This window comes from Granulicella aggregans (genome assembly GCF_025685565.1).
Taxonomy (GTDB): domain Bacteria; phylum Acidobacteriota; class Terriglobia; order Terriglobales; family Acidobacteriaceae; genus Edaphobacter; species Edaphobacter aggregans_B.
Genome location: NZ_JAGSYE010000007.1, coordinates 13,739 through 38,893, shown reverse-complemented (window position 1 = coordinate 38,893; position 25,155 = coordinate 13,739). Strand labels below are relative to the sequence as shown.

Genomic DNA, 25,155 nt, shown 5'->3' with positions numbered 1-25,155 from the left:
TGGGAAGCGATGTTGTCTTCTGCTATTGCGGGTTTTGCGTTGTTGTATCCGGCCTCAAGAAGCGTATGGAATCCATGTCATAGTTCGGCGCATCCTGGCCTGTATCGCTGAAAAAGAAGATGGTCTTCGACTCGGAGGGCTTGTAGTAGAAGTTGGCGGCGGAGTCGTTGTCTTCCCAGGGCGAGCAGGGCAGCGCATCACTAAAATCTGCTTTCTTAGCGGCCTGCAGACCCGGCCCCATTGTTGAAGTGAAGTCATAGGTCTGCATGCCCGTACCGGCCTGCTGTCCTTGGCTTAGCTTGACGTGACAAGAAGTTCGCCAGCGAAGCTTGATCGTCGGCAGAATCTGTTGCCGCACGGCTGCATCGAGCGACTGCGCGGCAGGTTTCGTAAAGACCCTAATGGCAACTGCTTTATAGGTCTTCGGGTTTGCGGCTTGCAGGCGCTGGTCTTCTAAGTAGGAGTTGATGAACGTGGGGTCGTCGGCGGAGTATTGTGGCATGTTCTCAGAACCCGGCCCTGTACAGCTCATTACTAGAATGGCGAACCCATACCGTTTGCTGACAACCGGAACCCAGTGGCAGCCGTCGTAGGGTGTCCGGTCGGTGTGCAGGACTGGCAAACCGGGCCCTGCGGAGAAGTCGCCCGCTTTGCCTGTGACGGGCGCTGGAGGAGGCTGCGGTTGCGATGGAACTTTAGTCGAAGTCTGAGGCGGGGTTACAGGTTGACTTTTGGCCCCTGGCTGGATGCCAAAGTCGAAGTAAGAGAACGCGTACTTGAAGGCATATTGTCCCGTCGCAAGGTCAGCTTCAGGCGTGAGCCTATAAATGCCGGGCTTAATCTGCTCGGTCGAGAAACCTTGCCTGTCTTTTTCATTGCTGCCCACTTCACTGCTTCCGCCGAACAGCCCGCGGGCGGCGTAAGTCCAGAGCCTTGTATCCCCTTTCACTTCAAACTTGGTGAGAACCAGGTCCTTCACGCTCATCCCGCCGGCAAAAGAACCACCTGAATCCGGTATATAGGCATAGAAGACTGGCTTCGTCTCTGTGAACTCGATCGTGGCCTTGGCACCTTCGATCACTTGCTGGGTCTTTGAAGTGGTGATCCCCTGAGTAAGCGCATGAAGAAACAGGCCGCTGTTCTTCGCGCCGCGTGGCCTCGTACCCTCAAGCTTCACCAGGTGCACCTGACCGTCCGCGCTGCGATAAAGCGCATAAACCCCTGGGCTATGAGGTGCCGTGGGATCGTCGAGATCTACTCCTCCAGCAGATTTCGCGCCAATATAAGAGTTTGCGGTCGGATGCGGGCTGATCATGGCACGGATGACAACGGATGAGACGTCTGCCGCTTTAAGAGCCGTGAGACCGCTCACGCTTGTGTCAAAGGCCGTGGCCGGGGCAGCCTGAATCTTTGCGGCCACGATGTCGTCCGACATTCCTGCGCGAACGAGCGCGATCACATCCGCGTTGGTTATTGCAGTTCCAACGGCTGCACCCTGGACGTTCTGCGCGTAACCCTTCAAAGCAGGGTTAACAACCCACAAGATCATGACTATAAGGAGCGGGAGGTACTTCCAAAGACGCATTGGATTTCCTTTCAAAAGGGTTGCACTGTCGTGAGAGGTATTGCGCCGAGTAGACACGGCGCAAGCGCCAAGGGTCAGTTACTCTTGAACGCTCGCGTGACGAGATAGATTGCGCAGATGATGGCGAGATACGCACCCACCGCCAAGCTGTAAGAGGGGCCGAATTGACTGGCCATCTGACGTCCAGCCGCGCCGGCAAGCTCCTCGCCCATATTCCCAGCCGCCGAAGCGGCACTGTGCACCTGGCTTCCAATCGCGATGCCGGCCAGTAGCAGGAAAGCAATCGGGGCAGCATTGAGCCATCTCGCCCAGACCTGCTTGAGAAAGGGAACGGCCAATGGAGCTGACAGAGCGATCATCGCAAGCAAACTAAGAAAGCCATGATCATTCGTCATTTGCGTTTGGGGGTTGAGTCCGATCGCATCCCATCCAGACAGCGCGCGCGATACAAAACCGCCGACCTGCAGATCGGGCAGAACAAAGAACGCCAGCAGCAGTATCAGTTCGGCGGCAATCGTCAACATCCCTAAGCGCCGCTTCAGATCCCCACCGACGGACGCACCGATAGCGCCTCTAACCGCTCCTCCGTGCCGAAGAGCGCCGTCGAATGCTCTCTGTGCGTGTTCTTTGGCGATCTGACTCTCAGAGACTGCAAAGACCTCGGCTGGCGCGCCATCACCGTCGAAGTTCACATCGACCGTCATACCTAGGCGCGGCGGCACCTCCGAACGCCACATCCCCTCTAGCCGAAAAGAGTACTGTTTGCCCTCCACGGTTAACAGCCCGGGACCTATATTTGTGTCCCGAAGAACCCTTCCTCGCTTGGTCATCCGTTTGCTCCTTTCTATTGGCTTGCTTGAGTCACTCCTGGTCGTAACGGCAAACTTTTCCCATTTCGGTTGCATCTCTTCCGGAAATGCAATTTCAGGAATGCAACCGCCCACTTCCGAAGTGAGCATGGCTGAAACACGTCAAGCGAGTCCTAGCGGGTTCTGAAGAAATATGAAGAGGGCCAATAATCTTGGAAAACCGGCCGCGCAGCACAGTAAGAGAAGGCAGAAGGTGGCAGTTTGCTTGGTGCGAGTTCATCGAACTCAGCCGGCAACTCCTGATTAATGGAGAGCCGGTGAGAATCGAGGCCAAACCGGCGGATCTCCTGGTCCTGCTCCTAGAGCGACCGGATGAGGTGCATACCAAGGACGCGCTTCTTGGAACCAACTGGCCTAACACCCCCGCCGGAGCAAGCGATGCCTCGCTCACCACCGCTATTCGCAAGCTTCGTGCAGCCTTCGGAGGTGGGAGGGATGAGATCATTCTGACCGTGCCGAACGTCGGTTATCGCATGGCGGTGCCCGTGGTCGAGACGATCGCCAAGGGGCCGGAACTGCCAGTCTTCCAACTTGAAGCTGGAGAGACAATTCCTGGTCGACCAAACTGGAAAGCGCAGCGTTCCCTCGACCTCTCGGCAACCGTGTGGCTGGCTGAGCACATGAAAACGCGTGAGGTCCGGGTCTTCAAGTTTGCCGTCGACGGGGTGCGACTGCGCGCCCTGCAGCGAGAGGTAACCCTATCACGGCTGCTGCAGAAGTCCCTTGCAAACAACAACGGTTTCGTCCGCGTGATGGACTGGGAGTTTGAGGATCTTCCCTACTTCACCGAAAGCGAATACGGCGGCGTGAATCTGCTCGAATTTGCCGAAGGAGACTGGTTTAAGTCGCTTTCAAGGGAAGGGCGGGTCGCAATGGTCGCGGAACTGGCCGAGAGAGTCGCGGCGGCGCACTCGCTTGGAATTCTGCATAACGACCTCAAGCCCTCTAATATTCTCATTCTGGAAGATGGCGCCGGAGTGGAGCTTGCGGAAGGAGGCGAGCCGGCTGGTAGTTTGGCAATCAAAGTCACGGACTTCGGCGTCGCCTCGCTCACTCAGCCGGAACGTCTGCACCAGATGGAAATCACCCAGCACGGATTTGCGGACGGAGACCGGTCTGCCGGGACGCCCGTAGGGACGGGGATGTATCGCGCTCCCGAGACAATGGCCGGCGGCTCGGCAAGCACGCTGGCCGATGTCTACGCGCTTGGCGTTATGCTCTATCAGATTCTATGCGGCGACTTTATCGAACCTCTCTCACCCGGGTGGGAAGACCGCATTGACGATCCGCTACTGCGGGAGGACATCGCGGCCGCTGCGAACGTAGATCCGGCCAAACGCATCCCTGCGGCGGCCGACCTGGCCATCCGCCTCCACACCCTTGCATCGCGGCACGCAGAGCGGACCATGCGCCTGGTAGAAATAAGTCAGCGCGAACGTGATCGGCGCGCGCTTGAACGGGAGCACCTTCGCAGACCCTGGGTTGTGCTCGCGATGCTGGCGTTGACGTTAGGGCTGTGTACGAGCTTGTGGTTCGGACGCCGCGCCGTGCGTGCTCGAAATGCAGCCGAGCAAAGCAACAGAACTCTCACGGAGATGAATCGTTTTCTCGCTGATGACCTACTTGGACAGAGTAATCCCTTCGCGTCCCCGGCCGGCTCTGGACCGCAGGTGACTCTGATCGACGCAATCGATAAAGTGCTTCCGCAGATTGACCACCGCTTCGCCAATGCTCCGGAGGTCGCGGCCCGGTTGCACCTCGCCATTGGTGGTGCTCTCGATGCGCGCACGGATTACACGAGTGCGGAGGAGCAGTTTGCGCAGGCCGCCGCACGCTTCCGAGATGCGGAAGGGTCGCTCTCACAGGATGCAATCGTAGCCGAGTTGCGTCGTGAGAATGTTCAGTTACGCAGTCACCTCTCCGGATCCATTGACTCCGCAAAGGCAGGGCTGGCGGTTCAACAGCAGGCGATTGCGCGTTTGCATGAGGTGAGTCCCGAAGTTCAAGGATGGCAGGCTCTGGTGGCAACCGGAATCCAGATCTACAGTTCCAGTCCGCAATTGGCGGTGAATGCGCTGAATCAGGCAATCCAGAGGGCTCAGACTACCCCGGGCTTCAGCCCGGAGTTGCTAATCGCCCTTGAAGGACGCTTATCCGGTATCTACCTTCGGCTCGACGACGGTGTCGCAGCCGAGCTGGCTGCTCGCCAGGTAATTGCCACAATCACCTTGAATGACGGGCCTGAGAGCAACGCACTTCTACAACCGGAGATGTATCTGCAGGAATCACTGTATCTTGAGCGCAAGTATTCGGAAGCTATCGCCCAGGGTAGAAAGAACCAGCAACGGTTCTCGAAGGCGCTTGGACCGCAGAACCAGCTCACTCTGGCTGCTTTGACCATGCTGGGCGAGACCGAAGGCGCCATGGAAGACTATGAAGACGCCATCCGAGACGAACTTGCTGTGGGCAAACTGGCAGAAGGAATGCCTGGAGGCGCATACCTGGCTCAGAGCAATCTCTCAGATGTGGCTATGATGGAGTGCCGCAGCAACCATATTAGTGCCGGGATGTCACACGCTCGCCAAGTCATGGCAGAGAGCGGCAATGGCGCTTCGCGTCAGCCTGTTTTCCTAAGCGCTGGGACGCTTGCGCTTGCAGAATGCAGGATTGCCCTGATGGAAAACGAAAAGCACAAACCGCCAGTAACTGAATTGGCGGAAGCGGACCGGCTGCTGAGCGCAGTCGATATAGGAGCAATGGCGCAAACTCCTGGTTATGCGAATGTCGAAGGGAACGTCGACGCGGACAAAGCACGACTTGCTCTGCTTGAAGGCAGATTGGATTCCGCCAAACTCTACGCCGACAAAGCAGCCCCCTATCTTGCCAAACCAGAAGCTGACGCCTACGAACGGCGGGCAGTCGCCCGGGTGAAAGGGTTGGTTGCCGCTCGATGATGAACAGTGACGACAGCCGACTAGGGGAACAGCTAAAGAAGGGGAATTTACTTAAGCTAAGGACCGGCTGAGCTTTGCGGTGAATGCGCTTGCAAAGACGGCGTCCATCGATCCCGCTCAGCCCCAACACGTGTCGCCGCTCGGCTGGGAGCACATCAATCTCACCGGAGACTACACCTGGCACGCCAATAAGAGGTAGCCAAAGGAGCTTCCGGCCACTCCGAACGCCCAAACCAAGTCATCAATGCCGCCGTTCGGGATGCGAAGCACGTTCTCGACGGGCTGCCTTACCACGAGTCCGACTTGCGAATCGAGGAGCACCGACACTGCTGGCTTCAGCGTTCACGTCTTCGGGCTATGTCACCTGCGTCGATGAGGCCGACCGCCTTCGCATGGCCAGTCTTGAACAAATTCGCGACATCTTCGATGAAGGCACCATCGGCCTGATCCTCATCGGAATGCCAGGCGTTGAAAAAACGCATGGCGCGATACCCTCAGTTCTACTCCGGAATCGGCTTCGTCCACGAGTTTCGGGCCTTGGCAGTAACCGAGATGCGTGAACTTCTCGGCCGTCGCTGGGTTCCTCAAGGCGTCACCTTACCAGAATCCGGCCTCGGCCCCGAAGCTGTGGCCGCCGTCCTGCGCATGACCGGAGGTAATTTCCGGCTGCTAAACCGACTTCTGACTCAGATCGAGCGCATCCTTGAGGTCAATGGCCTCGATGAGATCGATCTTGCAGCCGTTCAGGCCGCCCGCGAGAGCTTGGTGATTGGCCAGGCATGACTCATGAATCAGACGCTCAACACGCTAAGCGTCTCGCAGTGAACCGTGCGCGCCAAATAGCGACAAAAGAGATACGACACCAAGCTCCAAAAGGAACAGAAAGATTCAATCAACACTTGAGTTGAAAAACGAATGTGGAGAATCTTCGGCCCGCTCTAAAGGACTTACGGGACTTGCATGTTCTTCGCCGCCTTTGCCTGAAAATAAAAAGGCGATGTCAGGTCTGAGACCTTGCGCAAAATCCGGAGTTGATCAAAGATCAGATCAGTCGGAGGTGCAATATGCTCTTTCCCCGGACTTTTCTTTCAGTAGCCATCGTCACAGCCACTATCGGCGTCAACCTGACATCCGTCGCCCAGACGTCTGACTCGACCAGTTCCAAGCCCTACGAACAGGCGTACCAGCGGGAGAAAGCGGAGCAGGAGAAGAGGGGCGCTAATCCCGACGCAGGACTTAATTTAGGCGGTGTGTATTACAACAACGCTCCGCCAAAGGCCGAGAAACCCTGTGTCCCGCGACCCAAGCCGTCCGCGAGTGCAGATAAGGATAGCAACCCTTCCAACCACGTCCAAGCGGGGCCGTCGCTTCCCTACGATGACACCTATTGCCCTGAGCCGGTGGATATTGACGCCATCATCGCAAAAGCGAAGAAAACAGAGGCTGATCGGGTTGCACGGCAGAGAGCGGAAGCTTCGGCGACAACCTCAGCGCCCGCCATTTCAGTTGGCAAGTCGTGCCCTGAGGCGACTGCCAGCGACAACGTGGATGCCCTGTATGCGGATGCTCTCAACGCCTTCGATAAAGGGAATTTGGCGCTGGCGGAGTGCATCGCTAAAGGAGGAGCGGTCCTTGGAGACAGGCGCGAACTCACTCTTTTGGGTGTCATTTATACAGAGGGCAACAATCCTGCGCGTGACCCGGTGCGTGGATTTCATTACTTCCTTGACGCCGCCAAGCAAGGAGAGCCATTCGGGCAGATGCATCTCTCTGAATGTTTCGTGAACAGCATCGGTACCGACTTCAATTTGGAGGCGGCATGGTACTGGAGCGACAAAGCCAGGGAAGACCCTGAAGTCAGGGCCTTGTTAGACAAGAACATACAGGCTATGAACGGGGCATATCAGGAAGAGCACGATGAAGATCAGCGGATCAAGCAAAGTAGATACAATGAAATTCAGAGCGGGCAATCCTTTGGTTCGGCCTGTGTCGACGGCAGAGGATGCGTCTCGCGTCCCCGTGCACCGGCCGGTTATCATCAGCCCCATTAAGCTCTGCAGCGACTATGATTCAGAGCCGCCTTCCGGGGCGGCTTTTCTATGCTCTGGACTTATCCATCCTTGCCGCCATCACGCAGGCATCGAACACCGCGTCTAAGAGGTCATCGCTATCGGCGCGCGATTCTCCGAGATTCGCGCCTCTCGCGGACTTATCCTGTTGTCCAAAGTCGCCAGCAGTGGCGTCGTTTTAGAGAGCGATAGGCCTAGAGATAAAGCTCTAGTGAGGCCATTGGAACCTATGGCATTAGGCTCTCTGGCTTGGGGGGCCTAGTCAGAGTTTTCCTGTAAATAGTGGAGGTCCTGTGCGTCGATTTCGGTGCGAATAGTGTCGGCTTCTTTGCTGTCGGAGTAGAGATTGGAGTATCGATCGCCTTCGGATTTGGAGTAAGCGGCGTTAAAACAAGGTATTTAACCGATCCAGGAGCGTCTGTTCGCCACACCTTATCCCGTGTGAGATTGCCGATCTTGACGTGGATGTAATTGTCTTTGGAAATCTGATTTTCGGGGATGTTGATCAACTGCCCGCGCACCGTCTGCTCTCCCGGTTTTAGCACGCCCGCTTGCGTACAGTCCGGGGGTGGATAGAAGTCGTCTGTCGATTGCATATCGATACCAAAGCAGGAGTAGCTAAACGGCACATGACCCGTATTTTGAAACGTCGCGATGACGTTGACATGCATCTGTCCAGCTTCGGGGGTCACTTCGGTACTAATCGTCGAGACGACCACCGGGCTAAAGGGAGCTTGCATCCAAAACCATACGCCACCAGCGATGATCGCTCCAATGGCCAAAATGTTCTGAATGATTCCAACCACATCTTTTGCGATGCTAAGACTGCCCACCCAGCGAGGGGAGGAAGAAGAAGCAGGAGGAGAAGCCGGAGTATGCCCGCTCATTGTCAGCGCAGCAAGGGGGGGAGTGCTCTGTTCGCTGCTCTCCGTCATGGGCGGAAGTATAGCTGATTTCCTTGAATGTATACGGCCAATTGTAGAAATAACTACTCTCAATGTCCGTCAAAATCGATTCGTCCAAGGTCCAGTCCTAGAACCTCGTTGTGCGCGGGCTTTTATGCGCGGCGATGGTCCCTTCGATCTTGCCGTCTTTTTCATGCAATCACAGCCACCAACGCTATCGTTGCTGGTAGTAGTCCCCGGCATTCAGCGCGACTACGGCCGAGACGCTAAACCAGTCGCGAAGATAAGCGCGGGTTCGGTGTAAAATTCCGGATTTCGGAATTCTCGTGGTTCAGCGCTAGCCAGCGTCTAGAACCTGTTTGGCTGTACGGTCGTCGGTCACCCAGACGTTAAACAATTTCCCTTTAAGCGCGGCGAGGACCGCGTTCGCTTTGTATGTTCCAGCAACCACGATCACCCGTTTGTCCTGTTTGACCATATTGCGGTAGAACTCGAGACCAGCATCGCGCATGATAATGTGCGTTGTCATGCGTAAACCTGGGTGGTTTCGAGTCGATTTTGAGAAAGTTTAGTCCGTGAAAATCGCGGGACGATTCGGCATGTTTGCAACCGATCGGCCGGCAGCAGTCAGCGTAGCCTTGCCGCCGCTCGAACCCGCCAGTCCTTTGCGGATCAGCGCCGCGACGGGCGCGGCGAACCCTCCGCTCTTAGGGTTTGAATACCCGGCGAAAGCGGCCAATTGAGTCTTTGAGGGGGCGGTGACGCCGACTGCCTCGAGGCTCGCCAGGGCATCAAGTATCTTTTGCTCTGAAGTTGAGACAGGGTTTTCCGCATCGGATGCATGGTCAGCCGCAGATGCCTCCGTGATCGTCCGAGGAACCATCACAGGCCGGGGCGGGAACTTCAAAGGAAGCTCTTGTGGAGTGCGCATCTCCGAAACCGATGCCGGCTCCACTTCTCCGTGGTGTTCGAGCTTGGCAATCAGCGCCTGAAGCTCTTGAAGGACGTCCTTCCTGAATTCATTGGATTCATGGAGTTTGATCCGGTACCCGGCGGCCGCCTCAGCCGCCGGCCTAAGCTTGCCAATCTCCGCCTGAAGCTTTGCCAGTTCGATACTGCTGTCCGGTAAAATGCGATTCCCTCGCCGCTCCAGATCGGCGATTCGTTGGCGTAGGAATTCTGGGGAGTTCTCCTGAGCATGTCGCGCCGAATCCGCGATCTCACGGCCTAGTTGCTCAATGTCGATCGGAGCCAATACCTTCGGCAACTGCTGTCTCTCTCCCGGTTTTGGTGTCGCGCCGGAATTGAACGTCTCGCGCTCGCGTACTTCCACGCGTTGGCCGATGCCGAGCGAGGCTGAGCAAAAGAAGGCACTTCCAACCGGGAGACTTGGCAGAGCACTCTCTACCTCTCCCGCAAATTCGACAGAGACCTCGCTCTTGATCCAATCTGTCGCGGCTTTGATGTCGAGGGGATGGCTCATCCTCAGTACGGTGAGAATATCGACCTGGCTGAGGACCTTCTTATTGATGTCCGCTGGCCGCTGCGTAATCATGGTGACCCCAACGCCTCGCACTCCGCCCTGTTTGACCAAGCGGCTCACGGTGCCAAGGCAGACCTTCTGGCCCCGGTTTTCTGTCAACTGCGGAGCGAACGTGTCGGCCTCGTCGATGAAGAGGTGAAGCGCCGTCCGATTGATCCGAAGTAGTTCACTCGCAAAATCAGAGGTAAACCGGATCTGGTCTTCCGTCACCATAAGACCAACATCGAAGATCGCCGAGAAGCCGTGCTCGACGAGTGCCGTAGCCAGCATTCGACCGGCATGCGGTTCGAGCGGAGCATCGGCGTGATCTCCGCCGAAGACAACGACCGGGTATCCCGGCCCATCGCCTGCAGCCGAGGATCGTAAGCCCCACCAGGCACCCGTTGGGTCGATCGTAGCAATTTGCTGTTTGTGTCGAAGCAGCTCCTCAGCCTGGACTGACGCCGTATAGCTTTTGCCGCTACGCTTGCGGGCCAGAATCGCCTGCGTCGACGTGACCAGTTCGATCGGAAGCGTGAAGCCGTCTTTCCCAATCAGCAGTCGCGTCAATTCCCTGCTCCCTCTAAATATCGTTCAACACTTTGTAGAGCCCACCGCACCCCTAAGCTTAACGGACACGGATCAGTTGAGTACGCGCTGAACCTGAATAGCTGCTCACTGGCCGCCCCTTAGGTCTGACCGGAGAGCCATCATTCATGAGGTCCTCACCAAATGGTGCCGTCTTCAACGTTACGCTGCCTGTCCTTCCAGCAGCTCGATGTTTCAGGAGGTGTAGGTCATCTTGTTACCCCTGACACGGACACTTCAGCCGGTTACGGTTAGCCAGGCAGTAGCATCATAAGCATGCCCGCCCAGACTATCGCCGAGTTCTTTGCCACTCCCATACCGGCAAAACTTTGGCACTATACGTCGGTTGACGCGCTCGAAAGTATTCTCTTCACGCAAAAGATCTGGGCGACAGAAGCTCATAGAAGACGAATCGACCTGTCTCTGACTAGAGACGATCTTTGTTAGCGGTTTGGCATGCGAATTGCAGCTTCCATAACCGTTCTCATCAAACACTCAGCAAGCTCTATCGTGCCAACTTTAGCTGTGGATGATCGGACAAGAGCTACTTCAAGACTGTGCCCGACACGGGATGGCGGTGAATGAACGCAATGACGAATCGCATCGATACCGATGTAGTGATGGCAGAACCTCAATCCGAGTCGATAGACGTATCCAGACTGGAGGGTGAATTGACGGGGCTTATCCAAGATTCTCGCTTTGAAGAAGCGATCTGCCTCCTCAATTCGGCCATCTGTGAAAACGAAAGCCCAGAGCTGTGGAATGATTGGGCGACAGTCCAACACGCTGCGGGCAAGCCCGCAGAGGCTGAGAAGGGATTTCGCCGGGCGATTACCCTCGCGCCGACGAATCGCGACGCCTCGGTAAATCTAGGGCTGTTCCTACTGGCTCAAGGACGGTACGACGAAGCCACTCAGATCTTAAGTTGCCACTTGCACAATCTGAGCGACGAAGAGAACACTGCGATAAAGAATTTTGAACTCAAGCGTCTGCAACTGATTGACTTACAGCCAGAATGCTCGCATTCGGCACAAGTGCAACAGAGCGACATCTCCGCGGAAGAGCGGATTCACAAACTGGAGAGCGCGCTCGAATACCTGCTGATCTCCAATCTCAACGCGAAGGCATCACGGGCGACGGGGGCAGCTTCTAATCGACTTCTCATAGACCGTTTTCTCGGTCTTGTCCGCTCAATCCAGCCCCAATTATTCCTCGATATCGGCGCGAATGACGCATCAACTGCCTGCCGCGTTAAGGCAATGCTGCCCACATGCGAAGTGTGGGCGTTCGAGGCGAATCCGGAGATACATGGACGGTTTGCCTCGGTTGTCACCTCGGTCGGAGTCAACTATGTGAACCTGGCCATCTCTAGTGCTACGGGCAAAGTGACCCTCTACGCGCCAAAGACACTCTCTCGGACTATCGTCAACGGCGAAGTGGTAGATTTTGCTTCGGTCGAGCCGGAGATCAGCGGTAAGACCTCGATGCGGAAGCGGAACGAAAACGCAACATATCGCGAATTCTCAGTCGATGCGATTAGTCTTAACGACTTCATGGCTGCCAAGTGGAGCGATGGCATGCTGGAACGAAACGCTGCGCTTTGGATCGATGTGGAGGGGGCCGCTTTTGAGGTGTTGACGGGCGGCGAGGACGCATTGAAGAGGGCTGCGGTCATCTTGATCGAGGCAGAAAACTATGAATTCTGGAGCGGACAGAAGCAAGCTGCAGACGTAGCGAAGTTGATCATTTCAGCGGGCTTCATCCCGTTGGATCGCGACCGCGAGTACGGAGACAAGCAGTTCAACACACTCTTCATACACCACAGCTTTGCTCATCTTATTTATTCGGAAAACTACGTGCTTGGCCCCGTAAACGCTACGGCAGCTCCGCCCGCGAGAAAGCTGACTCATCGCACCTTGGGCGCCCATCTTACGGCGCAGGTCCCAGTATTTATCCCTGTGTTCAACAATCCAACGTACGTTGCAAATACCTTGCAACAGCTCAGTGACATCGGCATGAGGAATGTCTGCCTTGTTGACAACGATTCGACATCGCACGTGATGAGAGCGTTTCTGGAGCTCGTACAAGACAAAGTATCGGTAATCAGAACAGGACAGAACAAGGGGCCCCGCCAGATTGTCGAATGTCCCGAGTATTACGATCTTTTGCCAGATTTGTTCTGCATTACAGATCCAGATCTGGAGTTTAATGCCGAACTGCCCGAAGACTTTCTGGCCAACCTCATTCGGCTGACGAACGAATTGAAGGTGGGAAAGGCGGGATTCGCCTTAAAAATTGACGACTCCCACCTGATGCACGCGGGGACGTTCGAAATTAACAGGAAAACCTATCACCCCACTGAATGGGAACAGCAATATTGGGAGACCAGAGTGGGGATTCTCAAAGACGGCAGCCCGGTGTATAAAGCGGGTCTCGGCACGACGTTTGCTGTCTATAATAAGAAATTTTTCAATCCCAATACCTTTGTTGACGCCGTTCGCGTAGGTGGTAGATATGCCTGCCGGCATCTTCCATGGTATCGGGAATCGATCGTTGGTCAGGAAGAACGGGCGTTCTACGGGGCTACTCACAAACATGCTCGGTGTGGTGTTGTCTGACGAATTGTGTGGCGTGCTTCTTTAGCTACCTAGTTGGCACAATGGACCTGGCAGATTCTCTTCAAGGAAGGCTGGCTTGAGCCACTGGTAAAAAAAGTCACGCAATCCAGATACACACTTTCTTGAAAAGCTTTTGAATGAACTGCTTCAAGCACCTGTGAGATATGCGCAAGGCACATAAACGGTAGAGCCCAAAGGAAGCGGCGCAAACATATTGCTGTCTCATGTTCGTGGTAGGCTGAAAGCGCGTTGCACCTTACAAAGATATTTATTGCATCATAACCAAAGCTTCAGGAGCTAAATTGTTTAATAAAGCGTTGGGCCTCCGTATCATGTTCTCGCTACTTATTATTTCTGGGTTCTGCATTCAGGTTCAAAACGGTATGTCGCAGTCCTTGGCCACCACATTGGCCACAGGTACATATCCAATTGCCTCTACCGTGGACAACTCACGAAGCCTACTTTACGTAACCAATTCTGGAAGTAACACGGTATCAGTCCTTAATCTCCATACAAACACGTTGGTGACCACAGTTGCCGTGGGTTCGAATCCTGAAGCTATAACGATCAATCCAAGCACTGGAATTGTCTATGTAGCAAACTATCTCGGAAAAAGCGTGACCTCGATAAACCCCGCATCCAGCTATGCAACTCAGACGATAACCGTTGGTCAGTACCCCACAGATATAGCGTTCGATTCGTTCAACAATAAGGTTTACACCGCAAATTATGCTTCAGCTGGAACCATCAGCATTATCAACACTGCTAGCGGAAATGCAGTTACCAGCGTAGTCGCCAAGTCCCCGTATCCGTGGAAGATCGCGGTAGACATTCATTCCGGCACTGTCTATGTAGCTGCTGCAGGCGCCATTAATTGCCAGTGCAATACAATTCTAACGATTTTAGATCCAACAACCAACGCTGCCTCTTCACTTACCGTAGGGCAGCTTCCTGAAGCGTTGGCATTCAATGCTACGGCTGGTGTCTTGTATGTGGTCAACACATCAAGCAATAATGTATACGCCATTAATCCAGCGAATGAAAACTCGATTACCACAATCCCCGTTGGTAAAACTCCGAATAGCATTACCATCGATTCCAGCGGTAAGGTTTACACCACAAACAATGGCGATAGCACTGTTAGCATAATAAATCCGTCAAGCAGTTATGCAGTAACTACCGTGGCTGTCGGATCGGGGCCTTCGGGCATAACGTTCGATTCTGGTGCGAATCTTGTAGTCGCACTCAGCAGCACTGCTGGCTCAGTCGCTTTTATTAGTCCTTCTACCTTAGCCGTGACAAAAACGCTTTCGATAGCAGGTAACGATCTTACGTCGAGTTCTACTCTTCGGCAGTCTTATGTGGTCAACGAATATGGCAATTCGGTAGCCATCATCACTGACTAGATGCCGTTCAGTCCTTGTACTGTCACAATCTAAATCAGCCTAGCTTCCCTAATGTTTACTGCCTCAGCAGGCCAGGACGCCGAGCGACGCTATCATGTTTCTAAGCTCGGCGTCCTCTGGGAAGCACCGTGTACCGTCGTGAAGGATTGCCTGGGCCTTCTGGTGCATGTTTGTATGCAGGTGCAGTGTGGCTGCCAAAACGAAGTGAAACGCTGATACGCCTCTCATTGAGAGGCGTCGGTTGGCAACCTCGCAAGCGTCGACAGGTCGGCCAGCAAGAAATGCTGCCGTCGCGTATATATCGTAAAGTTCGGTATTGTCGGGACTCTGACTAAGGGCAGTCTCGATACGGACCATGCCGGATTCGGTATGGCCGAGGTTGACTTCTGCCGCACCTAGTTTTGCAAGTGAGAGCGGGGATGCGTCGCCGAGTTTAATGGCGCTTTCGTAAGCGGAACAAGCGTTCTTGTGATCCGCCATCTGAAGATAAATGTCGCCCAGAGTGCTACTCGCAAGCGCGTTGGCAGGATCTAGGCTGATGGCGTGATGAATGTGCTTTAGTGCCTCATCATAACGACCAAGACGGGTTAGACAGATGCCGTTATAGACCCAACCCCCGGGATTGTAGGGACTGAGGCCGATAGCCTTTTCGAAGTAAGGGAGAGCGGCCTTAGCTTGTTTGGCGTGATCAAGTTCCGCTATGCCCGCCCCAAGGACAGCTTCGTAGCTCTTAGGGGAACCGAGAACCTTCTTAAGCGCAAGGCTATAGTAAAGGTTCTCCTTTTGGGAGCGACGTACTGCCGCGTCCTCGACGTATCCGAAATGGTGGATAACGAAATCGACTCTCCGACGGTGGAGATTGAGCTTGTCGATTCGGTCGGCGACTGTCTCGTGGACGCAGTGCTCAAGGTAGATTAGGGGATCGCGGCGAAAAAGACGTGTATTGCTAGATGGAAAGTAGGCGGGGTGTGCACCGGTTTCCGGTGCAATGACTGGGTTAACCCTGGCTTGCTCGCCGCTTGATCGGAAGCCTGCGTCCGTTACGTAGTTCCAGGTTGTCACATCGTAGCCGAAGGTCCTAGGGTCGGCGATGAGTGATCTAATTTGTGTTGCCGCTGCTTGATCGAGCATCTCGTCGGCGTCAAGGAAGATGATCCAGTCGCAGGTTGCGTGTGCGAGAACCGCATTACGCGCGGCGGCAAAGTCATCCTGCCAAGGCACCAAGACAATGTTTGCCCCAAACGAGTGCGCAATTTGCAGCGTGTCGTCTGTTGAGCCGGTGTCGCCGATCGTGATGCGATCAGCGATGCCACGGACGCTCTCAAGACAGCGGGCGATGCTAGCCGCACCATTCTTCACTATCATCGAAAGTTCAAGTGTCGGCATGGTCAGTCTCATTAGGATATTGATTTGCAAACGTCGATGTACTTCCACGAAAGTGCTATGGGCGAGCAGAGATGGTTGAGAGCGGCTAATGCTGTGTTATGTACTCTCTGATTGGAGCGTTTAAAGTTGTTCCGGGCCGCTATGCGGCCCGGACATCGTTAGCGGCGGCGGCGAAGCTCGATTAGAGCGACGACGAGCAAGGCGACGTTGATGGCGAAGTTTGCAGTTTCCACGGCCTGGCCCCCCTTCAAGTGGCGTTACCAAGGAGATCCGAAGTCCGAGTTCTGCTCTTAGCGCGATATGGCCCGTTTTGTACTGAATCGTTGCCCTACATCCAAGTCGGGTAAAAGGCCGCAGGCAAGAGATATCCTGATGATCGATCAATCAGAATCCCAACTCCCCGACGACATTGCCCTGGAAGAGCGAACCCTTCCTGATGTATCGCCGGACCATCTTCTCTGACTTGTGCCGGGTCTGGTTCATGATCTCGCGCTCGTTCTGCCCAGCTTCGGCGGCCGAGGTTGCGAGGCCGGCGCGCAGCGAGTGTCCGCTGAACGCATCGGCCCCGAATCCGGCGTGGCCGGCATGACGCTTCACGATCAGGGCGACGCTCGCGTCGGTCAACCGGCGGTTCGTGATCTTGCCGTTCTGCCGTACCGGACAAAAGATCGGGCCGGACGCGATCTTCGCGTAGTCGAGCCACCGCCGCAAGATTGTGACCGGACAGGTTGCAGGCTTGCGGCCCTTCGGTATCCCGATCTCGACGCCGTCCGCCGCCTGGTCGGTCTTGGACCAGCGCAGGGTCAGGATGATTCCCTCGGGGGCCCAGCGGATATCTTCGACATCGAGATTGACCAGCTCCGAGCGGCGCAGGGCTCCACAGAAGCCGATGACCAGGAGCGCCCGGTCGCGATGCTCGACCGCCTCGCTCTTGCCGAGGCCGGGGATCTGCTTGAGGATCTCGAAGAGGTCTTCGACCAGGAGCGCCTGCTTCGCGTCCTGCGGCGCTCGGTTCTTACGCCGGATGCCGGCTATGAGCTGCCGGAAGCGGGCGTCCTGAGTTGGAGAGTGGAAGCCAGCCTCTCTATGCTGGCGGCCGATCGCCGCGATCGCGCGGGTCAGGCTGGCATTCGCCAGCGTTGCCGACCGGTCGGCCATGTAGAGTCCGGCGGTCTCTGGGGATGCAGGGAGCGCTTCCCTGCCCTGTGCGCCGCACCAGGCGCTGAAGTTTCTCCAGTCGGCGGCGTAGCCGCGCTGGCTGTTGGCGGCCAGCGCGTGGCTTCGCAGCTCCGCAACTTCAGATTCAAGTGCGGACTCGCAAAGCGCAATCGCGGCAGACGGCCCGTGGCGCTCCTGCCGGCTCCCGGTTGAGCCCAGAGCATCTTCGAAAGCGTCCTCGCATGGGGCGCTGGAGGGGCCGGATTGCCCTTGGTGACAGAGATGTTGGCTGTCAGCCCCGGATTCTTCGAGCGAACGGGGGTCTATCGAGGCAGGCGGCGACAGATCGACAGGGGTCACGAAAAACGCCTCTGTGGGCAATTTACCGCAAACGCTTTCGATAAGTAGCTATTACCGGAAGCGTTTCTAACGCTCGACGAACGCTCCCGACCCAACGATGATGCACTCAGATTAAATCCCAATCTTCTCCACCTCTGACAGACTTACATCGTCGCTCCTCCTGTCATAGAGCCCAGTGGTCTTAGCGTTCGAGTGTCCTGCCATCTTTTGCGCGACTTCGAGCTTGCCGCCATTGGTGAGGTAGTCGGTGATACCGGTGGCGCGGAAGGTATGGCACCCGATGGCCGTCTCCAGTTGAGCGTCGTTCGCTCGCCTCTGGACCATGTACCAGACATCGGTGCGCGAGACCGGCCGGTTCGAGAGCTTGCCACTTCGTCCGATCGCCGCGCGGAAGAGCGGTCCCTTCTTGTCCTCACGTATTCCAGCAGCGGCGATATAGGCATCGAGGTAGGCCTCGAGTTTGTGGTGGCAGGGCATCTGGTTGACCTTGCCGTTCTTCTCCCGCAGGCGGAGCCACCAGCGCTTCTTCTGCGGGTAGTAGTCTTCGACCTTGAGATCGACGACGGCCGAGACGCGAGCGAAGGTGAAGGCCATGACGGCGACCAGGGCGCGATCGCGCAGGCGAACGAGAGAGGTTGCGTCCATGCTGTCGAGCAGCTCCCGTGCCTCCTCCGAGGAGATGACCGGGGTCGCTCCTTTATCGACCGAGTGCCGCGGGCCTCGCACCGAGTGAGCAGGATTCGAGGGCATGACCTGGCCGGTGACCAGCCAGTCGAAGAGCATTCGGAGACAGGCGAGATGCTGCTTGACGGTCGGGGCCGATCGCTCCTTCTGGAGCTGTTCGATGTAGCCGGCGACGTGTATCGGCTGGATGGCTCGCAGCTCGGTGATCTCTCGCGCCTCGCACCAACCCAGAAACAGACCCGCCGCATGACCATACGCCGCCCGGGTGTTGGCGTTGCGGATGTGGACGGTGAAGAACTCGAGGAACCGCCTCGCGGCTCTCTCCCCTTCCCTGCCCACAAGGGCCGGCAGCAAGATTCTGAGGTCATTATTCTGAGAGACGAGAGTCGCGCCGATTTCCATTTCAGCTTCTCCGAATAAGCTTGAAGGAGCCGGTCGGCTCGAGGACCTCGAAGACGTAGGCCGCTCCCCGGAACAAGACCTCGACTCCGGGAGCCTTGCGGAAGTGCTCGATCTCGTCGCCGGTGACCTCGACCAGGCGGCCGAAGAAGAACTCGGGCGACCCGAAGTCGGCGAAAGGCCCCAGGTCGGCTTCAGCCGTGACGCAGGTCAGCGGGTTGCGGCGCGTGGCACCCTCAGAGGGGTGGGCGAGGGAGGAGATGGATAGGGGATATTCCATGCAGGCAGCTTAGCAGTGGAGGTTGTGAAAGTACTACAACATAACGTCCTTTATGTTGCAGTAAACGAACAGCTTCCGTCCTTACAAACCTATGTTGTCATTGACCGCAATCTCTATCTCTTGCTCGGAGCCGAGGTACCGCTCTGTTGTCTGAATCGATGAGTGTCCCAACAGGAACTTGATTTGTTCGAGATCGCCTCCGGCCTTGCGGCAGAGCTTGGCGCAGGTGCGGCGCAAGTCATGAGCACCGAACTGTTCGATCCCGATTTGCTTAGCCGCCTGCTCGACGGCAGACCAGACAGCCCAGTCGCTTAGTCCGTTTCCGATCTTCTTGCCACCCTTGCGTATGCTCCGCAACAGACGGCCGTCTTCGATCGCGGCCGCCGTCATCCAGGCGTTGATCGCCTGCTTGACCCAAATCGGCACCCCGACGGTGCGGATGCGCCTTCCCTTCCCTTCGAGGTCGGCCAGCACCCAGCGGCTTTCCCGCAGCTGGATGGTTGCGACATCGAGCTGGGCCAGCTCGTTTCGGCGCAGAGCGCAGCCGGTCAGCAGGGCCAGGATCACATAATCTCGTTTGCCTTTGAGGGTCGAGCGGTCAGGGACGGCGAGCAGTTCCTTGGCTTGCTCCTTGGTCAGCCAATTTCCCAGCCGGGCACCACGCTGTGGGATGTTCGGCACGTCGGTCATCTGCGAGGCCTCTTCGCCAGTGATCACACCGGCACGCCTGGCCTCGCCGACCAGTTTGCGGACGGCCGACAGCTTGACGTTGATCGTGGAGGCTCCGAGCTTCCTCTCCACCATTGCCTCTCGAAAGGCGAGTACGAGACTGCGCGAGATAGGCTGCTCGCGTTCCTTGCAGAAGGAGGCGAGTTCATCGAGCGCGAGTGCGTAGTTGCGCTTGGAATTATTGGCGGTGTCGCCATTGAGAACTGCCAGGCGGAGTTCGTTGAAGCGGCTGGACTCGGGCAGTACCTCCGAGGCGATGGATAAAGGAACGAGGGCAGTGCTCACCGGGTGCCATCCTCAGGCTCCCTGTTTTCGAACCGCGCCCGCGCGATGGTGATTGCTTCCTCGAGCTTGCGTTCAAGGACATCACGAGCCGGCAGCACGGTCAGATACTCGGCTACATGGATTCCGGTTCCATCGAGTTCCAGCAGCTCGATCTGCTTCGAACTCGCTCCAGCGCAAAGAATGATTCCCAGCGGAAGTCCTTCTTCCCCCTCCCTCTCGTACTTTGCCAGCCAGCGCAGATAGAGCTCCATCTGGCCCTTGTACTCGGCCTTGAAGCTTCCCTGCTTGAGCTCGACGGCTACCAGGCGCCGGAGCTTGCGGTTATAAAAGAGCAGATCAATAAAGAAGTCTTCCCCGTCGAGTTGGATACGCTTCTGGCGGGCGATGAAGGAAAAACCCGATCCAAGCTCCAGCAGGAAGAGCTCCAGCTCGCGCAGGATCGCGTCTTCGAAGTCCCTTTCCAGGTAATGGTCCTTGAGCTCGAGGAAGTCGAGGATGTATGGATCTTTAAGGACCATGGCCGGGCCGACCTCCCCACGCGCGTGCAGGAGGGCCAGTTCCTGCTCGGCCAGCTCATCCGGCTTGCGCGAGAGCGCCGTTCGCTCGTAGAGCATCGAGTCGATCCGACCGCGGAGGGTCCGGACGCTCCAGCCCTCGACGCGACACATCTCGGCGTAGAAGTCGCGCTGAAAGGGTTTTGAGAGCGGCAGGAGCTCACGGAAGTGCGACCAACTCAATTGGTGCGACAGTGTGGCGACAATCTCCGGGTCGGGAAACGCCTCGGCGAACTTCATCATCCGGGTTAGGTTGGTCCGCTCATAGCCCCGGCCGAACTCGCTCACCAATTGGTGCGACAGCGTCGCAACAATCTGCTCGCCGTAGCCTGCCCGCTCCGAACCGAGTACCTCCCTACGCGTCCGGTCGCCGACCTTCCAATAAAGCAGCGTCAACCCAGCGTTCACCGCTACCGCAGCTTGACGTCCGGCGACGATGATGAGTCGGCGTAGGTCCTCGACCAGGTCTGCGGGGATCAGGCGTTCGGGCAGGTTCGCGGCTGGGGTAATTTCGCTCATGAGTGTCAAGGGTGGATCTCAGGTCATTGTGCAACAGGCTGTTGCACAATTGAGCTGCCGAACTCGATTGGGCTGCAATCAGCGTAGCACGGCTTTACCCCCGACAATCTACATTGTCGTGGGTAACGCAGAGCAGCCATAGCTTGGAACGAGCATAGAGACCTCTCCTCCAAACCGCAGCTCGGTGCTGGAGAAATAAGAAAGCGCCGATGGGGGCTAAGCCTCTTTTTCTCCATACCAGTCTTCATGGGGGGACACCTTCCCGCATTGCATGCACTGCGTCACAGGCCACTGATACGAACAAGCGGGGCACCGTCCGCGCGAGGTGAATGTGTTCCAGACATTTCCGCAGCGGCAACCCCACACGTTGCCTGTTTTAGGACGCCATTGACACTCCGGACACCGCACAGGTGCCCCATCAACGATCATGGCTGGGCCGTCCGCCTCAGGTAAACGCCGCACCTTGCCCCGAAGTCGACCATGTTGCACCTTAGTCTGACGCCGAGAGGAATTAGGCATCTCCGTCAGTCCGGCCACCGCAGCTGCGAACTCAATACGAGCCAGCAATTGCAGGTCTTCATCGGGAACTCGCGCCAGCAAATCCCGCTTTTCAAGTCCCCTCCGTCTACCAGCATGGTAGAGAACGCTGCGGAATCTTGCCGCCGAAGGCCACAGCACTTTGGGAGCAAAGTTTGGTGCTTCTATATCGGTATCCTCCCGATATAGCTCCTGGGCAAGCTCCATAGCGCGGTCAAAGTCTCCGTCCTGCAATGCGAACTGGAAGGCGATATCCTGTGAAGCGCCGGAGCCGATATAAGCACGACCGCCGCAGGTCGGCCCCCCTTCAAGCTTGCGGCGCTTCTGCTCTTCTTCTGCTTCCTGCTGAATCGAATCCCATCCATTGGGATAACGTCGCGCACCCGCCGCCAACTGCTCATGCGTCGCAATCAGCTCTGCCGCAAGTGTAGGGTCCAGGGGTCGCAAGATATGGAGGATCTCAAAGAGCATGAACTCCCGACCCGACGTAAATAACAGCAACCCATTGTCGAAAGAGCCCTGCATTGGCCATTCCGAATCGTTCAGGGTAGATTCAACAACGGAGTGCAGAATTGACAAAGCTTCTATAGCAGGCACCACCGTCCAGTACCTTCCGAAAAGCTTAAGGAACTCGCGTTCTTTTGTCTCGTGCCATGCTTTGACAGCCTTCCGCATCACTGCCAAACGTTGCGTCTGATCCTCGCAGTCGTGAAGTATGTTCATTGCGAAGAGAAAGGGAAAGGATTCTGCAGGCCCATCCTGCAGGACAAACTGACGTGCGGCTTCAGCATGCCCATGCTCCAGCATCGTTTTCCCCAGCATCCATCCGGTATGTCCTTGGGGAGCTGTCGATTCCTCTGGTATGCCAGGCAATAATGAAGGCTCAACCGCTGCTGCAAACACCCGGGCGTGATCAAACAAAACTGAGCGTTCTGGCTCTGGCAATGTGCCGATCTCTTCCAGCGCCATTTCCAGCGTGATCCGTCCCTTAGCGCGATCGGCAACGGCTTCGACCCGTGCGATACGCAGTTTTGCCGCTGCCCGTACTAAAGGCGCTGCACTCTCAGCCTGTTTTCGCGACTGCCGTAGCAATTCAACGACGCTCATTCTGATTAGCTCCAAAAAGCTACGTGCTTGTCCTTAGTAGCCTAGGTTGCGGCAGCAGCTGGATGATATCTCCTGGTCGGCCCACCCTTTGTACTGTCTGAAACCACCGTTTCAGATGAGTACGCATCTCGCCGCCGCTGACCGGCTGAAGTGCTCCAGCCGGTCACCCCTAGCCCCCGAACACCTACTGCAGTGGGACATCCTCCTCAAATTCTGAGGCCTTATATATTCGTGCGGTGCTGCCTTCGCGTTCCCACCACTCGGACCACTCGGCGGCTTCAGTTCGCCGGTTACGGTTCGTCTGATCCTGTGCAACGCTATGGTGGGTCAGGACGTGCAATGCGTATGAAGCGCGATCGCTTATGTTGATGTCTGGACTGTTCAGATAATTCAGCAACACCGGGATTGCGTCGCGAGAGCCAGTGGCTCCCATCGCCATAATCGCGTTGCCAGCAGTGAACTCCCGGTCTGGACTCCGCGCAAGGGTGACCAACATAGGAAGCGCTTTATCGCCCCCAAGCTCTGCCGCATCTTCGGGGAACGAACTATTTTGGGCGTTCTTTACGGCTGCGTCACGCAACAGGGGATACCACCGCTGATCGTGGGTATCGGCCAGATATTGAGCCGCCTCAAGTTGCTCATTCGTAGCTGGCCCCTGCATCAGCTCGGCCATCTTTTCCATGCTTCTCGTCGTGTTTAGGCGGTGAAATGCAAGGGGAGCATATCTTCTAAACTCGGGTTCGTTGGCGAAGCCAAACAGGGCATTCTCCAGCGACGGAGGAGCTAGACTCGCCAAGATCCTGGCAGCCTCTATCCGCTTCTCTCGGTCGGTTGAATGCAGGGCATCAAGCAACGACTGAAGTTGATTCGGTGCGACAGTATCCTCTCCGATATGAAAACGCAGCTTTACGTCCGAATCTCCTGCGGTTTTATTCCACATACCGGAGTGCTTGGCCTCTACCCAGTAGTCGCCGGGGAGATTGATTTCATGAGAAAAGTTCAGCAAGAACCGTTCCGTATATGACTCGCCGGGGCGCAGCGTTCTCGGCTGTGCAAGTGGGCCGTTAGATACACATCCCACAGATGTAGGACTCGGATCACTTGAGACCCTTATGGAGTGGCCAGAGCAGCCCGGTTGTTCCGGGTTACGAGTGTTGATGATTTCTACGGCTTCCCGTCCATCGTTCGTGATCCGGTAGTAGAGGAAGATCGGTTCCCAGCGAGCAAAAAACGTCTTCTCCAAATAGAACTGCCCCGTGAGCTGCCCAGACGCGGCGACTGACCCTAAAAGCCACAGACCAGCGAGGATCAATCGGGATCTCACGGCCCAATCATATCCCTTCGGGTTAGGCCCTTATAGAGAGACAGCTTTTCACGCATGATAATCATCGATGGCCGCGGTGCGGCCGCACCTGAGGATGAGAAGGGTTTCGTTGACCTGAGCGGCGGATTGCTGCAGACTTCAGGTGCGAACAGGTAAAGGGTCGCGGACTTATTGGTGGTTTGACCCCGAATGATAATCTGACCCGCCGGCGGCTCACGTACCCCTGACTGGTGCCTCTTCTGAGCCCGTAGAACAATATGCCCAACTCGCCACCGGCTGCTTGTCCGCACTGGAGGAGTGGATGATCGAAGCGGTTTTGGAGCGATGCGCCGGCATCGATGTAGGCAAGAAGTTCGTCGTGGTCTGCGTCATGACAGGCGAAGCTCAAGGCGAACCCCGCACACAGATCAGGAAGTTCGGGACGATCGTCAGCGAGCTGCAGCGTCTCGCTACTTGGCTGGAAGCCGAGGGGTGTACTCATGCGGTGATGGAGAGCACCGGGAGCTACTGGAAGCCGGTCTTCAACCTGCTGGAAGCCCACGTTCAGGTCATCCTTGCGAACGCTGCCGACGTACAGAACAGGCGCGGCCACAAGACCGATCCGAACGACAGCCGGTGGCTTGCTCATCTGCTGCGTCACGGCATGATCCGGCCGAGCTTCATCCCGCCGCTTGCCATCCGTGAGCTACGAGACCTTACGCGTCGCCGAAGGCAGCTGATCGGTGAAAACTCGCGAGAGCGAAATCGGGTGCAGAAGGTCCTTGAAGATGCGAACGTCAAGCTCGGTGACGTACTCTCCGACGTCTTCTGTGTGTCTGGCAGACTGATGCTGGCAGCGCTTCTTGATGGTCAGATGACCGCTGAGCAGATCGCCGATCTGGCCAAGAAGAAGGCTCGAGAGAAGATCCCACAGATCACAGCTTCCGTAGCCGACCATCGGTTGAGTGAACATCAGCGCTTCCTCATCCGGCATGCTCTTCGTCATCTAGAGTTCCTCGATGAAGAGGTGGAAGCGCTCAACCGCGAAATCCGACGGCGCATGGAAGACCCTCCACTTGCCGAAGCGTTCCATCTGCTGCAGAGTATCCCAGGCATCAAGGAAGAATCTGCCGCCAGCATCCTCGCGGAGGTGGGCGCTGACATGGAACAGTTCCCGACGGCAGCGCAACTCAGTTCTTGGGCCGGGCTCTGCCCGTCCAACCACGAGAGTGCTGGCGTCAAAAAGAGCGTTCGTACGAACAGGGGAAACGTCTGGCTCAAGACCACGCTGACGCAGAGTGCATGGGCCGCCACCAATCGCAAAGGTTAAAGGCTGCA

The 25,155-nt window shown here is 56.5% G+C and carries 21 protein-coding genes and 1 pseudogene; 9 read left to right on the top strand and 13 right to left on the bottom strand.

All coding sequences use genetic code 11. The features are described from left to right. Positions 1-22 precede the first annotated feature (22 nt). Both OHL18_RS22345 and OHL18_RS22340 read right to left on the bottom strand, forming a co-directional pair. Positions 23-1,585, bottom strand: coding sequence for a hypothetical protein (locus OHL18_RS22345; protein WP_263377101.1), 1,563 nt, complete (start codon positions 1,583-1,585; stop codon positions 23-25). A 74-nt stretch (positions 1,586-1,659) separates the two neighbouring features. Next, positions 1,660-2,544 (bottom strand): hypothetical protein, encoded by an 885-nt coding sequence (locus OHL18_RS22340; protein WP_263377100.1) that lies wholly within the window; start codon positions 2,542-2,544, stop codon positions 1,660-1,662. A gap of 167 nt (positions 2,545-2,711) precedes the next feature. Here OHL18_RS22340 and OHL18_RS22335 point away from each other — a divergent pair, with 167 nt between their 5' ends. The 6 genes and pseudogenes from OHL18_RS22335 to OHL18_RS22310 all read left to right on the top strand — a co-directional run bounded on the left by OHL18_RS22335 (position 2,712) and on the right by OHL18_RS22310 (position 7,459). After that, complete coding sequence (locus OHL18_RS22335; RefSeq protein WP_263377099.1) at positions 2,712-5,408, top strand: protein kinase domain-containing protein; 2,697 nt, start codon at positions 2,712-2,714, stop codon at positions 5,406-5,408. A gap of 79 nt (positions 5,409-5,487) precedes the next feature. After that, entirely contained in the window at positions 5,488-5,607 is a 120-nt protein-coding gene (locus tag OHL18_RS22330) for a Tn3 family transposase (RefSeq protein WP_263377098.1), read from the top strand. A gap of 35 nt (positions 5,608-5,642) precedes the next feature. Continuing rightward, positions 5,643-5,775, top strand: a pseudogene (locus OHL18_RS22325) (Tn3 family transposase); the annotation flags it as partial. Between the two features lie 25 nt (positions 5,776-5,800). Continuing rightward, the gene (locus tag OHL18_RS23415; protein WP_396275109.1) at positions 5,801-5,968 is read left to right on the top strand and encodes a hypothetical protein; all 168 of its coding nucleotides are present in this window, start codon (positions 5,801-5,803) and stop codon (positions 5,966-5,968) included. Continuing rightward, positions 5,889-6,191, top strand: a complete 303-nt coding sequence (locus OHL18_RS22315) for a hypothetical protein (RefSeq protein WP_263377096.1) — start codon at positions 5,889-5,891, stop codon at positions 6,189-6,191. The genes OHL18_RS23415 and OHL18_RS22315 overlap by 80 nt, the downstream gene beginning before the upstream one ends. 281 nt (positions 6,192-6,472) lie before the next feature. Further along, positions 6,473-7,459 (top strand): SEL1-like repeat protein, encoded by a 987-nt coding sequence (locus OHL18_RS22310; protein WP_263377095.1) that lies wholly within the window; start codon positions 6,473-6,475, stop codon positions 7,457-7,459. Between the two features lie 245 nt (positions 7,460-7,704). On the opposite strand, the gene OHL18_RS22305 is transcribed toward OHL18_RS22310, so the two are convergent. From OHL18_RS22305 to OHL18_RS22295, 3 genes are all read right to left on the bottom strand, one after another. Beyond that, positions 7,705-8,412: a hypothetical protein gene (locus OHL18_RS22305; RefSeq protein ID WP_263377094.1), complete on the bottom strand. Its 708-nt coding sequence runs from the start codon at positions 8,410-8,412 to the stop codon at positions 7,705-7,707. A 307-nt stretch (positions 8,413-8,719) separates the two neighbouring features. Next, positions 8,720-8,911 (bottom strand): sugar-binding domain-containing protein, encoded by a 192-nt coding sequence (locus tag OHL18_RS22300; protein WP_263377093.1) that lies wholly within the window; start codon positions 8,909-8,911, stop codon positions 8,720-8,722. Positions 8,912-8,950: 39 nt separating this feature from the next. Continuing rightward, a complete protein-coding gene (locus OHL18_RS22295; RefSeq protein ID WP_263377092.1) occupies positions 8,951-10,474 on the bottom strand; it encodes an ATP-binding protein in 1,524 nt (507 codons plus the stop codon). A 599-nt stretch (positions 10,475-11,073) separates the two neighbouring features. On the opposite strand from OHL18_RS22295, the gene OHL18_RS22290 reads away from it, so the two are divergent. Further along, positions 11,074-13,110: an FkbM family methyltransferase gene (locus OHL18_RS22290; protein ID WP_263377091.1), complete on the top strand. Its 2,037-nt coding sequence runs from the start codon at positions 11,074-11,076 to the stop codon at positions 13,108-13,110. A 302-nt stretch (positions 13,111-13,412) separates the two neighbouring features. Continuing rightward, positions 13,413-14,516: a YncE family protein gene (locus OHL18_RS22285; protein ID WP_263377090.1), complete on the top strand. Its 1,104-nt coding sequence runs from the start codon at positions 13,413-13,415 to the stop codon at positions 14,514-14,516. A gap of 63 nt (positions 14,517-14,579) precedes the next feature. On the opposite strand, the gene OHL18_RS22280 is transcribed toward OHL18_RS22285, so the two are convergent. From OHL18_RS22280 to OHL18_RS22245, 8 genes are all read right to left on the bottom strand, one after another. Further along, positions 14,580-15,902 (bottom strand): glycosyltransferase, encoded by a 1,323-nt coding sequence (locus OHL18_RS22280; protein WP_263377089.1) that lies wholly within the window; start codon positions 15,900-15,902, stop codon positions 14,580-14,582. A 384-nt stretch (positions 15,903-16,286) separates the two neighbouring features. Continuing rightward, positions 16,287-17,420 (bottom strand): site-specific integrase, encoded by a 1,134-nt coding sequence (locus OHL18_RS22275; RefSeq protein ID WP_263377088.1) that lies wholly within the window; start codon positions 17,418-17,420, stop codon positions 16,287-16,289. Positions 17,421-17,531: 111 nt separating this feature from the next. Next, positions 17,532-18,506: a site-specific integrase gene (locus OHL18_RS22270; RefSeq protein ID WP_263377087.1), complete on the bottom strand. Its 975-nt coding sequence runs from the start codon at positions 18,504-18,506 to the stop codon at positions 17,532-17,534. A 1-nt stretch (position 18,507) separates the two neighbouring features. Then, positions 18,508-18,783, bottom strand: a complete 276-nt coding sequence (locus OHL18_RS22265; RefSeq protein WP_263377086.1) for a hypothetical protein — start codon at positions 18,781-18,783, stop codon at positions 18,508-18,510. An 81-nt stretch (positions 18,784-18,864) separates the two neighbouring features. Next, the gene (locus OHL18_RS22260; protein WP_263377085.1) at positions 18,865-19,797 is read right to left on the bottom strand and encodes a tyrosine-type recombinase/integrase; all 933 of its coding nucleotides are present in this window, start codon (positions 19,795-19,797) and stop codon (positions 18,865-18,867) included. Next, the gene (locus OHL18_RS22255) at positions 19,794-20,870 is read right to left on the bottom strand and encodes a PDDEXK nuclease domain-containing protein (RefSeq protein ID WP_263377084.1); all 1,077 of its coding nucleotides are present in this window, start codon (positions 20,868-20,870) and stop codon (positions 19,794-19,796) included. The genes OHL18_RS22260 and OHL18_RS22255 overlap by 4 nt, the downstream gene beginning before the upstream one ends. 216 nt (positions 20,871-21,086) lie before the next feature. After that, positions 21,087-22,514 (bottom strand): hypothetical protein, encoded by a 1,428-nt coding sequence (locus tag OHL18_RS22250; protein WP_263377083.1) that lies wholly within the window; start codon positions 22,512-22,514, stop codon positions 21,087-21,089. 184 nt (positions 22,515-22,698) lie between these two features. Continuing rightward, positions 22,699-23,826, bottom strand: a complete 1,128-nt coding sequence (locus OHL18_RS22245) for a HEAT repeat domain-containing protein (protein WP_263377082.1) — start codon at positions 23,824-23,826, stop codon at positions 22,699-22,701. 313 nt (positions 23,827-24,139) lie between these two features. On the opposite strand from OHL18_RS22245, the gene OHL18_RS22240 reads away from it, so the two are divergent. After that, complete coding sequence (locus OHL18_RS22240) at positions 24,140-25,147, top strand: IS110 family RNA-guided transposase (RefSeq protein WP_263377081.1); 1,008 nt, start codon at positions 24,140-24,142, stop codon at positions 25,145-25,147. Positions 25,148-25,155 lie beyond the last annotated feature (8 nt).